Source organism: Ketobacter sp. GenoA1, assembly GCF_003671475.1.
Taxonomy (GTDB): Bacteria; Pseudomonadota; Gammaproteobacteria; order Pseudomonadales; family Ketobacteraceae; genus Ketobacter.
Window position 1 is genome coordinate 675,819 of the sequence record NZ_RCHM01000023.1, and the last position, 13,399, is coordinate 689,217.

Sequence of the window (13,399 nt, forward strand, 5' to 3'; positions counted from 1 at the left end):
TGCTTATGGAGGGTCGGCAACGATTCCTTAAATAAACAGCCACAAGATTAATTAATGATCAACCCGGTGTCTTTGTCTGGTATTGGGATTGGTATGTTAAACTCGATGTTGGGGACTTCCCGGTCCATATTCATTGAGTACGTTCCAAAACGATTGATATTGCCCCTGCGAAAAGGTGATGTCCCGGCAAGCACTTCGGGGTCAATCGGATAGCCCTCTTCTGCCAACTCCCCAAGCGCCTTTGTCATTGTCACCACGTTGTAAAGAATAATCATGTTGGCGACAAGATGATTATATTTGATGATTTTTTGCTGTTCGTGCCGAACGTTCTCCGCGATCAAGCCATCATTGCCAAACATCACCCACTGCAAGAAATCGTTAAATTCCTCACTTTTGCACGTCGCGGCCTGGATCATTTCCCTGATTTCAGCCTCCGCAATGTATTGCAGCAGGAAAACGGTCCGAACGACTCGACCGAGCTCTCGCAAAGCCAGGTAAAGCTTGTTTTTTCTGGAATAGGTTCCCAATCGTCGCAGAATGGTCGATGCGTTGATTCTTCCGGCTTTCACTGATAACGCAATGCGTAGCATATCGGGCAGACACGATTCGATCAGCTCCCACTTTATGGTGTCCTTGAACAAGGTATCGATATGCTTAAAGTGATCCTCTTTGCTGATCCGGTAGAGCTTCAGATGTTTAATGCCTCTAATCCTGGGCATCAGCTTGATGCCCAGCAGGTAAGCGAGCCCGAACACCGCTTCACTCTGGGATTGGGTATCTCCATGTATGGTATCGGGCTGAATGTCTGACTGATTTTTCAATAATCCATCGAGGATATACACGGCCTCATAAACACCACAGGGAATGAAGTGGCTGAATAACGCAATATAGGTATCAGACAAATGATAGTAGCCGAGGCCACCGGTACCCAAATACCGCAAATGGTGTTCACTCAAAAGATTTTGCTCGTAAAGATCCCATTTGGTGCCGTCGGCTGACGCCGTCTTGCCGGTACCCCAAATCTTCGGTAGGGAGAATCGATTGTAGGCATTGATGACCTTGGTAATGGCCTCATCGATCTTCTCCTCTGTCGAATGACGCAGGTTCAACCACGCAATCTGGCGACGGTTAATGCCCTCAATGGAACGGGAGGTTTGTGTGGGCCCCAGGTTGCAGCCGAAACAAAATAAGGTAACGATAAAGCGACGCTGATGATCGGTGAGTTTGGTTTCATGCCCCGATAATGGCTTGAAACCCTTGCTTAATCCCAGCCATTTTTCCATATCAATTAATACGTCGAGGATGCTGGTTTCCGACAGCCGGTCATCCAATGCACGATTGATTCTTTCCAGTGCGGCGGGAATGGGTTTGCGTTTAACGCGCTGAATGACCAACTCACCTTTTTCAATTCTGACCTGATCATTGCCCGGAAATTTTTTATCGGTTTCATTCGATGACTTTCTCAACCAACGTTTAAGTTCGGCAATAAGCGCTTTGGGGTCGGTAATGATGCCGGCCAGTTCACCGTACTCGGCGATCTGTTCGTGATACTCCTCCCAGCTCACCAACTGGTCTCTAAAATCGCCATATTTATCACTGCCCATGATCACCACGTCGCCAGACTTCAACTCCTGGGCCAGCGTTGTTAACAAGCAGAGTTCGAAATATTTTCGATGCACTTCCGTGTTGTTTCTGTTGCGGGTCGTTTTTCCAGTGACCAGTTTTAACCATTTATCGGGTATCCACGACAGATCAAGCGGCTCGCCCTTGGCATTCACGGCATCCAGAGTCGGCTTACGACTACGACGATGCCCCATGATTAAGGCCAGAGCATCGAGCGTCGATTGATCCTGAGTCGTCGATTGTAAATCCATGTGGGCAACGCAATCGAACAACAGAGCCCGCTTGCTCCGGTAGAGTGACAGCATAAAGGGCAGATAATTATTGTTGGCATAGGCCAACTGCTCGTCACAGCGCTTTTTAAGTTCGTCGGGTTCTCCCTGAAATGCCTGGGCAATCGCGTCGAGGCGCTCTATCTCGGTACCGGGAATCTGATACGCCTGGATAACATCCCGTAATGCCGCGATTAGAGCGTCAACCTGCTGAGTTTGTGAGAGCTGATGCTGTTTAAGGGCTTCATTGGCGTGATTGATCAGATTCTGGACGATACGGATAAAAATGTCGGCAATGTCATCAGAGGCTTTTCCTGTCTGGGCGCGAATGAAAAGTGCCGCCAAGGCATAGCGCTTATGCTCGGCCAACTCATTCATGTTGGCGACGTTGAGGGCTCTAGCTTCAATGACAAAGCGCTTGAGCTTGGGCGCGGGTAGCATCAGGTCTTTCGGCAGACAATCGTCAAAGGTTCTCAACCAGCGGAGGTGGTCTACAAACTCTTTCACGTTGCTGACCGTCGGCTTTCGTGGCTCCTGCTTGATGAGGTCCCAAAGGCTCTTGGATTGGCTCGTTTTCGTAGTGGGCGTCAGAACCTCTTGAATACGGGTTTTGGCGCTTTCAGACAGGTCATGGTATACAGCCTCGAACAACTCACGATTGACCTGTGCTCTCGCTGCTTTTGCCTCACGCACGAAGGTACCAAATGCTGGCAGTTCGTACCGGGCCTTTGCCATCGACTCCAGGCCCACGTTGATGATATCCGGGATCTCGTCTTTGGTGGTGGCCGCCTCACGCAAAGCAGACTTGAGAAACTCAAGAGTGGTGTCGCTAACCGAGGTAATACCCAGGAAGTCTCGGATCGACTTGAGATGCCGCTGACGAGTGCCGGAAGTATCGTAATTTTCCAGAGGAGCGGCCTGACTTTTGAGTTCCAGGCACGTCATCAGATGGTTCAGTATTGCCTCCGGCACTTCAGCAATGGGAACAAAATAGCCCAGACGCTGAAAGGTCTTTAGTAACACCATGAATCCCAAGCGAGCGGTAGGCTGGCGAGTCTGGGATCGAACCAGCTCAAGCTCTTCCTGGTTCGGCGTATAGACGGTAACCAGATCCTCAGGTGTCGGCTGAGACTTTAACCGCGGATAAGCGGTTTCATGTAAGGCGGTCATGATTATTCTAGATTTTTATAACGTCGGTTGCATTCCACAGAATTCGATACTATACACCACTATCACGCATATACGCCATATGGTATCATTAGCCATATGAAAGCAGAATTACTCTTCAGGGACAAGTACGTCTACCGGGACGGCGCCATCCGCGAAATGGTGATCTGGCGACTACCGGCTCCCGACGCGGAGCGACCACATGGGTTGAAATACCGGCTCTATTACGGCCAGTCCGGCCACTGCCTGGTCCGCTATGACAATGAGCGCGGCAAAGGGGATCACCGGCATTACGGAGACGCTGGAGGACAAGAGCACGAAGAGAATTACACCTGGATCTCCGTACAACAACTTATCGCCGACTTTAAAGCCGACATCGAACGACTGCGAGGTGAACAACATGACTAAACAGCATATCCATATTGGCACTGAAAATCCTGACAAAGGGTTTGATCGCTTTGTGGATGCCTGGCAACGGGCAGAACGCGGCGAGAAAATCGATACAGAGGTTCACTTGAATTTCGAAGACCTCTCCATGCTTCTGGCGGTGATCACCCCTCGACGTCTGGAGGTGCTGAGGACGCTCCGCCAACAGGGCCCGATGAGTGTACGGGCGCTGGCAACCACATTGGCGCGTGACTACAAGAATGTTCATGCCGATACCCGCGCCCTGGAGGAAGCGGGTTTGTTGAAGCGGACGGAAACCGGCGCCTTGCAGGCCCCTTGGGATGTCATCGATGCCCACTTGAACCTGGTGGCATGATGGTTTGCGTTGTATACAATTGGATACTGTCTAATGCGGCAACCGTTAATGTCGAGACCCTCTGCTTCAGCTCCCACCTAAATGCAGGAGAAGCTGCTGTGGTGATTAATGCACGCTGTAGAACGGTCTACTCGGAAAAGACTGAAGAAACTTTTCTATAATATGATAGTCTTTAGCAGCTAGTGTTTTGAACCTGACAGCATAAGGGCTCCACATTCCACATGAACATCCGCCATTACTTAACTTGTCTACTGGCCTTACTGATTGCCCTGCAATCTGTGGCTGCCATGGCGGACGTTCACCAGCTTCATCAATCCGGGACGGAGCACCTGGAATTCGACCATTCGCATCAATCCACTGCCACTGATACCCACAACGACAATCTGCTCGCCAAGCAGACACCCGATCAGCCCGGACAGTCTGTATATGACTGCCACCATTGCTGCCATTGTCATGGCCACGGCTCTGTCGTTCTGATCGGAGCCACTTCACACTTAGCCGATTTATTCTCAGAAAACGGACAAGCCGACTATCAGGCCAACCTCACCTCTGGTATTCCCCCCTCTCTGTTTCGCCCTCCAATCGCCTGATCGCGCCTCAACAGCACGTCATCAGCCTCTGTAGCCTTGGGTTACAGCGAACAATTGGTATTTATTTTAGGGTGAAACATCATGAAACAGATCGCTATTGGGCTCGCGCTGAGCCTCGCGCTTGTCAATTCCGCTCAGGCCGAAAACAGCTTGCCTGAAATTGAAGTCGTCAATACCGACAACCAACGCTGGCATTTCCGCCAGGTGACCGTGAACCATACCGCCGCGGAGCTGACCGTCTTCGGACGGATGGATGCTCACCTGCGCTACGGCCTTCCCCGAGGCCATGTAGACATCGCAGCCTGGTCTGCTGATAACGAATTGATTGCGGAAACAACCACTGATTACTCACCGCGCCTTCTCACCAGACGCGCATCACGCAAGGGCGGCGTGCGTTTTTCTGCAAAGCTCCCCGCCTTGCCTGGTGATACCGTAATAAAGGTCGCCTTTCACCGGGATGAACCCCAACAACGGCAAAATCCGGTGCACGACCAAACCGTCGCACGCTGAATTTCAGGAGCATCAATATGAGACGATTTGACTGGCCCAGACGGGCCTTGCTGGGCGCGTGCGTGCTTTTTCTGCCCATGTTTGCTTACGCAGAGACATCGAGTTGGAGCGCCTGGCTCGCCTCCCAGATACAACAACACCCCGAGGTGCTTGCCGCCCGCGAGCAATTGCTGGGCTCCAACGCCAGCGCCGATGCGCTGGAGCAGCCGCTTTACAACCCGGAGCTGTCCACCGATTTGGAGCGTAATGGAGAGGAAGACAACTACCGGGTCGGCGTTCAGCAGACCATCGACTGGTGGGACAGACGGGGTGCAAGACGGCAGCAGGCGGGCTTTATGCGAAGCGCCGCCGAAGCGCTGTACCAGCAACAAGTGTTGGACAAAACCGCCGAGGCGCTTGCCGCACTGGTGGAGTGGCATGCCGCCAACCGCGCCGCCGCCATTGCCCAAGCGCAACAGCAGCAACTTAACGCCTTGCTCGAACAGGTGGATAAGCGCCAGCAGGCAGGTGATCTGGGCAGCATCGATGCCGAACTCACCTTTCTGTCCCTGTCACAGCAGCTGGCTCAGGTTGCCGAGGCCGAAGCCGCGATACAGAAAGCCGAAATCCGGGTTCGCGAGCTGCTGCCCGCATGGGCGCCCACGCGAGGCGGCATTCCTGATGATTTCTGGCCCTCCCAGCCAGACTTGACCTCGGATCAGGAGTTACTGCAACACCCGGCCGTAGCCAGCGCCCACGCCCGCTGGCAGTCGCTGAAGGAGGAAGCTGAAGTGACACGGCGTACCGCCAAGGCGGAGCCCACCTTTGGCGTCAATTCCGGTCGTGATGGTGGAGAGAGCGTTGTCGGGCTGACCTTCTCCATCCCGTTGAATGTCCGCAACAACTTCAGTGCAGAAACTCGCGCCACCGAACGCATAGCGCTGGAGGCCGAGGCTCGTTTTCAGGCTATCTACCGCAAGCAGCGCTTTGACTGGCAGGCTGCACAGGCCACCTGGCAGCGCTTTGAACAGCAATATCGCCGCTGGCAAGAGGTTGTTCAGGGTCGGGTCGAGAACAGCGCCGAACTGCTGAAACGGCAATGGCGCACGGGTGATCTGTCCACCACTAATTATCTGCTGGCCTTGAATCAACGCACCGAAAGCCTGCTGGCAGGCATTGAGCTGGAAAAGCAGACACGGCTTGCGCTCACCGAAGCACTTCAGCAATCGGGCCACCTGATCAACGCAATAAAGTCATCGACCGCGTCAACGAATTAAACAGGAATGATAAACATGAATAAAACACTGGTAGCCATCTTGGTGGCGGGTCTTGCGACCGCAACCGCCAGCCACGCCAAAGAATCTGAGTCTGAGCATGCACGTGAGCATGGGCAGGAAAAAGCGATAACGGCGGCACCCCATAGCGAACAGGATAATCATGACGATCATCGTGAGGAAAACCATGAAGAGCATGATGACCATAAGCCTGACACCGAGCACGGCCACGCGGAACACGGCGAGGACGTCAATAGTGATCACAAGGATGCGCACGATGATCATGGCGACGAAAATCATGATGAACACAGCGCCCACGACGAGCACAACTCCGGCTCAGAACACGGACATGAAGAGCATAGCGAGGGCGGTGACCACGGTGATCATGGTGGGCATGGAGGTCACCAAGAAGCTGCTTCTGCGTCACTGAACCCGGCGCAAATGACCCTGGCCGATATTCAGATCAACCCACTGACTCCCAGAAAGGTCGATTATCAGCTTTACGCACCGGGGGAGATCCTTTCCAACGGTTACACCAGTTACCGAGTATCGCCCCGGGTGCCTTCCGTGGTGCTGCGCCGCCATGTCGCCCTCGGCGATCACGTCGAACAGGGTCAGCCGCTGGTTACTCTGTTCAGTGAAGCCGTGGCGCAGGCACAAGCCAATTACCGCACGGCCTGGCCTGAATGGCAAAGAGTAGAGGAACTTGGGCGCAAAACCGTGGGTGAACAGCGTTACATCACGGCCAAAACCAGCCTGGAGGCAGCCCGGGCGACGCTGCTGGCCTACGGCCTTTCGGCCTCGGACTTGCAAGCGTTGGTCGCTCCTCAGCAATCTGTTGCATTAGGGGAGTATACCCTGCATGCCGAGATTGACGGCGCGGTGCTCAGCGATGATTTCGAGCAGGGGCAGCGCATCGAGGCGGGCGCGCCCTTGATTGCGTTGGCCGATGAAAAGCAACTCTGGGTGGAGGCCCACCTGCCCGCCGATCTCTCCCTGACGCTGGGCGCGGGAACAAGAGCGGAAGTGGTGGCTGGGGATGTCCGTGTAAACGCCAAGGTCACTCAGGAGGCGCACACCATTGACCCCATCACCCGTACCCGTACCGTGCGCCTGTTGGTCAATAACCCGGAACACCGCCTGCACCCCGGCCAGTTCGCCGAGGTGTATTTCCGATTCCAGACTAAAAGACCCGTGCTGGCGGTACCCGAAACCGCACTGATGCGCGGCGCAGACGGAGATTGGACGGTATTCGTGGAAGACCATCCTGGCGAATTCCAGCCAGTGGAGGTGAAGCTGGGTCGAGCGCTCGGGCCGCTACGTGAAATTAGCGGTGTCGGTCCGGGGGCTCGCATCGTCACTCAGGGCGCTTTCTTTGTTGCCTCTCAGATCGCCAAGGGCGGCTTTGACCCCCATAACCACTAAGCAGTAGGAGACCCCATGTTTAACCGAATTATCGATTGGGCGGTCATCAACCGATTGCTGGTGGTGATAGCCCTGATCACACTAACGGTCAGTGCCGTTTTTATTATTCCAAAACTGAATCTGGATGCTTTTCCGGATGTGACCAACGTGCAGGTATCTGTCAATACCGAAGCACCGGGGCTGGCTGCCGAAGAGGTGGAACAGCTTATTACCTATCCCATCGAAGCCGTGATGTACGCCTTACCGGATGTGGAAGAGGTGCGCTCCATTTCCAAAACCGGCCTGTCCGGCGTCACCGTAGTCTTTAAAGAAGGCACCGATATCTATTTTGCCCGGCAACTGGTATTTGAGCGGCTTCAGGCTGCCAAGGAGCTGATCCCCGATGGCGTCGGCACGCCGGAAATGGGCCCGAATACTTCCGGTCTGGGTCAGGTCTATCAGTATCTTCTCGTGGCCGAACCCGATGCCGGTTTCGATGCCATGGCATTGCGCAGTTTGAACGACTGGGTGGTGAAGCTGCTATTGATTCCGGCCGAGGGTGTGACCGATGTGCTATCGTTCGGCGGTGAGGTGCGTCAGTACCAGGTAAACCTGAACCCGTCCCGACTGTTGGCCTACGAGCTGACCCAGGACGAAGTCATGATGGCACTGGAGCGCAACAACACCAACGTCGGCGGCTGGTATATGAACCGGGGCCAGGAGCAACTGGTGATCCGGGGTACGGGTTGGCTGGATCATGGTGAGAAGGGTTTGGAACAGATCCGTCAGGTGCCACTGAAAACCGTGGACGGTACTACGATCACCGTGTCCGATGTGGCGCAAGTGGCGCTGGGCAGTGAGATCCGTCAGGGCGCGGTGACCATGACGCGCAAGAACGCCGACGACAAGGTGGAGAATCTCGGCGAGGTGGTGTCCGGCATCGTGCTCAAGCGAATGGGGGCCAACACCAAGGCCACCATTGATGGAGTCAGTGCGCGCATTGAGCGTATTAACCAGGCATTACCGGAAGGTGTTCGCTTCGAGGCATTTTACGATCAGGCGGATTTGATCACGCAGGCGGTGCAGACTGTGGTCAATGCCCTGCTGCTGGCGTTTATTTTCATCGTCGTGATCCTTGCGCTATTCCTGATGAACCTGCGCGCCACCTTTCTGGTGTTGATGTCCATCCCGATCTCCATTGGAATCGCTTTAATGGTGATGGCGTGGTTCGGATTGTCGGCCAATCTGATGTCGCTGGGGGGGATTGCGGTCGCCATTGGCATGTTGGTGGATGGCTCCGTAGTGATGGTGGAGAACATGTTTAAACATCTGACGCACCCGGATGCTGAACATGATACCAAGAGACAATCGCGGGTGGATTCCGATGACGTGGACCCTTTTGATGTGGCCCACGACCGTCATGGTATTGCCTTGCGCCTGCAGGAAGCCGGTAAGGAAGTCGCTCGCCCCATCTTTTTTGCCACGGCCATTATTCTGGTTGTCTTCATGCCGCTGTTTAGCTTTGAAGGTGTCGAAGCCAAACTGTTTCAGCCCATGGCCATCAGTATCATGCTGGCTATGCTCTCGGCAGTGTTAGTGGCCTTGATCATCGTACCTGCACTGGCCACCTACCTCTTTCGCAAGGGTGTGCGTCAACGCGATAGCTTTGTGTTGAAGCCGCTCGACAGGCTCTATCGTAAAGGATTAGCCTGGGCGATGGGGCACAGCAAAATGGTGGTGGGTGTTGCAGCCGTTATGGTGATAGCGGCTGCGCTGGTGCTGCCCCGCCTGGGTACGGAGTTCGTGCCCGAACTGGAGGAAGGTACCATCAATCTGCGTGTCACCCTGGCACCTTCTTCCAGTCTGGACACGGCCCTGGAAGTGGCCCCCAAACTGGAGGCCAAGTTGATGGAATTCCCGGAGGTAACCTATGCGCTGTCGCGCATTGGCCGGGCTGAAATCGGCGGCGATCCTGAGCCGGTGAATAACATCGAGATCTATATTGGCCTTAAACCGGTGCCGGAATGGACCAGTGCAGACAACCGATATGAACTCCAGTCATTGATGGAACAGAAACTGGAGCAACACCCGGGCTTACTGTTCAACTTCTCGCAACCCATCGCAACCCGTGTGGACGAGTTGCTCTCAGGTGTCAAAGCGCAGCTGGCCATCAAACTGTTTGGTCCCGATCTTGCCGTGCTGGCCAATAAGGGCCAGGCCATTGAGGCCGCAGTAAAAGAAATCGAAGGTGCCCGCGATGTGGCCATGGAGCAGATCGCCGGTGAATCTCAACTGGTCGTGAAACCGGATCGCAGAGCCTTGTCCCGTTACGGTCTGGCCGTGGGCGACGTGATGGAGCTGGTACGCGAAGGGCTGGGAGGTGCCAGTGCCGGCCAGATCATCAATGGCAACGAGCGTTACGACATCTACGTGCGGCTCGCTGAGCGGTTTCGCGAAGACCGTGAAACCATTGCCGACCTGCGTTTACAGGCCCCGTCAGGTGCCTGGGTTCGCCTAGGGGATGTGGCGGAAGTCAGTATCGCATCTGGTCCACCGCAGGTGCGTCGTGATGACGTGCAGCGTCGAGTGGTGATTCAGGCCAATGTTCATGGACGGGACATGGGTAGCGTGGTTGCTGATATTCGTCAGGTGATTGCCGAGCAAGTGGACCTGCCCACCGGTTATTCCGTCGATATCGGTGGCCAGTTTGAAAATCAGCAACGAGCGCAAAAGCGTTTATCCCTGGTGGTGCCGGTTTCGCTGGGATTAATTGCTTTGTTGCTTTATTTTGCCTTTGCCTCGGTTGGCCAGGCCATGCTGATTCTGGTGAATGTCCCGCTTGCGGTGATTGGTGGTGTGTTTTCACTCTGGATTTCCGGTCAGTATTTGTCGGTGCCCAGCTCAGTGGGCTTCATCACCTTGTTTGGGGTCGCTGTCCTGAATGGCGTTGTCATGGTGGAAAGCATCAATCAACGGATTGCGGATGGCTTGAAAGTATCGGATGCGGTGTTTGATGGAGCGGTTTCAAGGCTAAGGCCCGTGCTGATGACTGCTATTACCTCGGCACTGGGTCTGATCCCCATGCTGCTGTCGAATGGTGTCGGCGCAGAAATCCAAAAGCCTCTGGCGAGTGTGATCGTGGGCGGATTGGTAACCGCTACGTTCTTGACGCTGTTTGTATTGCCGGTGCTGTTTGCCTGGTTTTCAAAAGGCAAGTTAAGCGACATGGCATAAACGTTTTGCCTGCCCTTATCGTTACGGTCAGGGCAGGTACATTTATTGTGTAAGGGTTGCTTATGCATCAACACGATCATTCACACCACAAAGATGAAAGCGCAAGCCGCATAGCAATGGCGTTCTTTCTTAATGTGGGCTTTACCATCATCGAATTCATCGGCGGCTGGCTCACCAACAGCACGGCTATCATGGCCGATGCGGTGCACGATCTGGGTGACAGTCTGTCCATTGGCAGCGCCTGGCTCCTGAACCGGCTGGGACGTAAATCCGCCGACACCGAATTCACCTATGGCTACCGGCGGTTGTCCCTGTTCGGCGCCCTGATCAACGGCCTGGTATTGATTGCCGGATCGCTGTGGGTATTAAGCGAAGCAATTCCCCGACTGGCCAATCCAGTGATGCCCGTCACCGAGGGCATGTTAGCGCTGGCGATTCTGGGCGTCACCGTCAACGGTATTGCTGCTTATCGTCTTAGCAAGGGAAATACGCTGAACGAAAAGGTATTGAACTGGCATTTATTGGAAGATGTGCTGGGGTGGGTGGCAGTGCTGATTATCTCAATCGTTTTGCAGTTTGCCGACTGGCCTATTCTCGACCCATTGCTATCGGTGGGCTTTACTCTCTTTATTCTGTTTAATGTGTGTCGGAATCTTTGGGGAACCGGCAAGCTTTTCTTTCAGGCTGTTCCAGATAAGGCGCTTCACGAGGAGATCCGGCGAACACTAATTGGCATTGATGGCATCAGCGGAATTCATCACCAGCACCTCTGGTCCCTGGATGGTGAACAGCATGTACTGACGGCCCATATCGTAGTGGATCACGAGGGAGTTTTTGGTCCTGACGAATACTGCGCCATCAAACAATCCATTGCTATGGCGCTCGAACAATACCCGCTGGCTCACACCACAATTGAAATCGAGCTGACCGAAGAAGCTTGCCGGGATCAACCCGTGCCCAGCCAAACGGATCAGCACTAACAAGAGAACTTCGTATGTCCATACTTTCCACGCTCGGTTTGTTCATCATCACCGCTATTGCGGAAATAGTTGGCTGTTATCTTCCATACCTCTGGCTGAAGAAGTCGGCATCCGCATGGGTTTTGCTGCCGGCAGCGTTCAGCCTAGCGCTGTTTGCCTGGCTACTGTCTCTTCATCCAACCGCAGCGGGCCGGGTTTATGCGGCCTATGGCGGCGTCTATGTTTCGGTGGCCATACTGTGGTTGTGGGGTGTGGATGGGATTCGCCCGCATCTGTGGGATTTTGTAGGCGTGGCCATCACCTTGTTAGGGATGGGCATTATCATGTTTGCGCCGAGATGATTTCGATCCTGCGGATTTACTTTCCCTTTTTTAGGGATTCAGCGTTCAGCAACAAGCTCATTTTTTCCATCAGAATGATTGATGCGTTATTATTGAACTGCTGTCCTTCCTCAATGTACTCCCAAACGGTAGCATCACTTTTCCAGCCTCCTTGCTTTTTAATCAGTTCAAAGTCCACGCGCTCCCGTGCCGCCGAGGTAGAGAGGCCGCGACGAAAACTATGACTGCTTAAGTCGGGTGCAAAATCGAACTGGCAGGCCTTGCCCAAGGTTTTGAGAAGATCGTTTACCGCCCCTGGATTCAGCGCTCTTTCCTGAACATGGTCCCAGCGGTTGATGGGCCTGAAGAGGGGGCCCTCATTGATACCAGCTACTCTAATCCATGCTTCGATCGCTGTAGCCGGACAACAACTTTCAGCCCCAAAAGGTAAAGCACGAACCAACCCCGTTGATTGCTGATCGGTTTTGGAGCGAGGCAACCGAATGATCAGACCTTCCGGCTCCCAATTCACATCACTGGTTTGAATCGCAACCAGTTCGCTGCGGCGGAAAGCCCCAAAAAAGCCGGTTAATACCAGCGCAATGTCCCGGTGCTTTTTTTTGCTGTCTGGGAGTTGCCGCATGTGATTCACCATTTCGGCGATGTGCTCCAGACGCAGTGTCTTGGCTTTGCGCTTGGGCTGACCATGAGTGCGACGGATGCCTTCCATGGTTTTGCGGACCAACGGATCACTTATCGGATCAATGAGTCCTTGGTAATGGTGCCATTGGCTAATGGCGGTCAGGTGCAGATCCAGGGTCCGGGTGTTGAGCGATTCGGCTCTGCCCAGCAGGTACCGGACGACAGTATCCCGGTCTGTGGGCAGGCGACCACCCCATTTTTCAAATTGCCGAATGGCCGAACGGTAGGCTTTACGCGTGTTGTCGGACGTCGCTGCCTGGAGGTATTGCCGCAATGACTCGGATTCCTGGCGTTCAACCAGGGTCGAATCCTCATTACGTAATGACAAGTCGTTAGCCTGTTTTGGTGGTTTGTTGTTCATGAATAGGATTTCCTTCGATGTCACCCAAAAGGCGGCTATGTACCGGTGTTACAAGTCGAAAATTTATGGCTCAATCCATTAACCTACGATAATGGTCATTATCGTAGGTTAATATTATAAATTCAAATCGTCTTTAAAAGCTATATAATTATGTTATATTACGTGTTACGTAATACGGTATTAAATAATCTGAAAGGAAATTCCTATGGCCCGCGCCGGAGTC

The 13,399-nt window shown here is 53.8% G+C and carries 11 protein-coding genes; 8 read left to right on the forward strand and 3 right to left on the reverse strand.

Annotated features, from left to right (window positions below; translation table 11 throughout):
* Nucleotides 1-47: 47 nt before the first annotated feature.
* The gene (locus D9N13_RS11605; RefSeq protein WP_290589770.1) at nucleotides 48-3,062 is read right to left on the reverse strand and encodes a Tn3 family transposase; all 3,015 of its coding nucleotides are present in this window, start codon (nucleotides 3,060-3,062) and stop codon (nucleotides 48-50) included.
* Between the two features lie 96 nt (nucleotides 3,063-3,158).
* On the opposite strand from D9N13_RS11605, the gene D9N13_RS11610 reads away from it, so the two are divergent.
* Nucleotides 3,159-3,467, forward strand: coding sequence for a DUF6516 family protein (locus D9N13_RS11610; RefSeq protein WP_050751203.1), 309 nt, complete (start codon nucleotides 3,159-3,161; stop codon nucleotides 3,465-3,467).
* Entirely contained in the window at nucleotides 3,460-3,822 is a 363-nt protein-coding gene (locus tag D9N13_RS11615) for a MarR family transcriptional regulator (RefSeq protein WP_035458177.1), read from the forward strand. Before D9N13_RS11610 ends, D9N13_RS11615 begins: the two co-directional genes overlap by 8 nt.
* Before the next feature lie 257 nt (nucleotides 3,823-4,079).
* On the opposite strand, the gene D9N13_RS11620 is transcribed toward D9N13_RS11615, so the two are convergent.
* The gene (locus tag D9N13_RS11620; protein ID WP_035458175.1) at nucleotides 4,080-4,277 is read right to left on the reverse strand and encodes a hypothetical protein; all 198 of its coding nucleotides are present in this window, start codon (nucleotides 4,275-4,277) and stop codon (nucleotides 4,080-4,082) included.
* Between the two features lie 216 nt (nucleotides 4,278-4,493).
* Here D9N13_RS11620 and D9N13_RS11625 point away from each other — a divergent pair, with 216 nt between their 5' ends.
* The 6 genes from D9N13_RS11625 to D9N13_RS11650 all read left to right on the forward strand — a co-directional run bounded on the left by D9N13_RS11625 (nucleotide 4,494) and on the right by D9N13_RS11650 (nucleotide 12,134).
* Complete coding sequence (locus D9N13_RS11625; RefSeq protein WP_273088037.1) at nucleotides 4,494-4,922, forward strand: hypothetical protein; 429 nt, start codon at nucleotides 4,494-4,496, stop codon at nucleotides 4,920-4,922.
* A 17-nt stretch (nucleotides 4,923-4,939) separates the two neighbouring features.
* Nucleotides 4,940-6,178 (forward strand): TolC family protein, encoded by a 1,239-nt coding sequence (locus D9N13_RS11630; protein ID WP_035458172.1) that lies wholly within the window; start codon nucleotides 4,940-4,942, stop codon nucleotides 6,176-6,178.
* A 42-nt stretch (nucleotides 6,179-6,220) separates the two neighbouring features.
* A complete protein-coding gene (locus tag D9N13_RS11635) occupies nucleotides 6,221-7,600 on the forward strand; it encodes an efflux RND transporter periplasmic adaptor subunit (protein ID WP_290589788.1) in 1,380 nt (459 codons plus the stop codon).
* A gap of 15 nt (nucleotides 7,601-7,615) precedes the next feature.
* Entirely contained in the window at nucleotides 7,616-10,813 is a 3,198-nt protein-coding gene (locus tag D9N13_RS11640; RefSeq protein ID WP_206835119.1) for an efflux RND transporter permease subunit, read from the forward strand.
* A 62-nt stretch (nucleotides 10,814-10,875) separates the two neighbouring features.
* A complete protein-coding gene (locus tag D9N13_RS11645) occupies nucleotides 10,876-11,793 on the forward strand; it encodes a cation diffusion facilitator family transporter (RefSeq protein WP_068435067.1) in 918 nt (305 codons plus the stop codon).
* 14 nt (nucleotides 11,794-11,807) lie between these two features.
* Nucleotides 11,808-12,134, forward strand: a complete 327-nt coding sequence (locus D9N13_RS11650; protein WP_020743634.1) for a YnfA family protein — start codon at nucleotides 11,808-11,810, stop codon at nucleotides 12,132-12,134.
* Nucleotides 12,135-12,150: 16 nt separating this feature from the next.
* Here the strand turns inward: D9N13_RS11650 and D9N13_RS11655 are convergent, their stop codons facing one another.
* Complete coding sequence (locus tag D9N13_RS11655) at nucleotides 12,151-13,176, reverse strand: tyrosine-type recombinase/integrase (protein ID WP_020743633.1); 1,026 nt, start codon at nucleotides 13,174-13,176, stop codon at nucleotides 12,151-12,153.
* Between the last annotated feature and the right edge of the window lie 223 nt (nucleotides 13,177-13,399).

Excerpts from the sequence above, each read along its gene's own strand:
- D9N13_RS11605 (WP_290589770.1), bottom strand. The coding sequence starts at position 3,062 with ATGACCGCCTTACATGAAACCGCTTATCCGCGGTTAAAGTCTCAGCCG.
- D9N13_RS11610 (WP_050751203.1), top strand. The coding sequence starts at position 3,159 with ATGAAAGCAGAATTACTCTTCAGGGACAAGTACGTCTACCGGGACGGC.
- D9N13_RS11615 (WP_035458177.1), top strand. The coding sequence starts at position 3,460 with ATGACTAAACAGCATATCCATATTGGCACTGAAAATCCTGACAAAGGG.
- D9N13_RS11620 (WP_035458175.1), bottom strand. The coding sequence starts at position 4,277 with ATGACAATGGCAGCAATGGTGGCAGTCATATACAGACTGTCCGGGCTG.
- D9N13_RS11625 (WP_273088037.1), top strand. The coding sequence starts at position 4,494 with ATGAAACAGATCGCTATTGGGCTCGCGCTGAGCCTCGCGCTTGTCAAT.
- D9N13_RS11630 (WP_035458172.1), top strand. The coding sequence starts at position 4,940 with ATGAGACGATTTGACTGGCCCAGACGGGCCTTGCTGGGCGCGTGCGTG.
- D9N13_RS11640 (WP_206835119.1), top strand. The coding sequence starts at position 7,616 with ATGTTTAACCGAATTATCGATTGGGCGGTCATCAACCGATTGCTGGTG.
- D9N13_RS11645 (WP_068435067.1), top strand. The coding sequence starts at position 10,876 with ATGCATCAACACGATCATTCACACCACAAAGATGAAAGCGCAAGCCGC.
- D9N13_RS11650 (WP_020743634.1), top strand. The coding sequence starts at position 11,808 with ATGTCCATACTTTCCACGCTCGGTTTGTTCATCATCACCGCTATTGCG.
- D9N13_RS11655 (WP_020743633.1), bottom strand. The coding sequence starts at position 13,176 with ATGAACAACAAACCACCAAAACAGGCTAACGACTTGTCATTACGTAAT.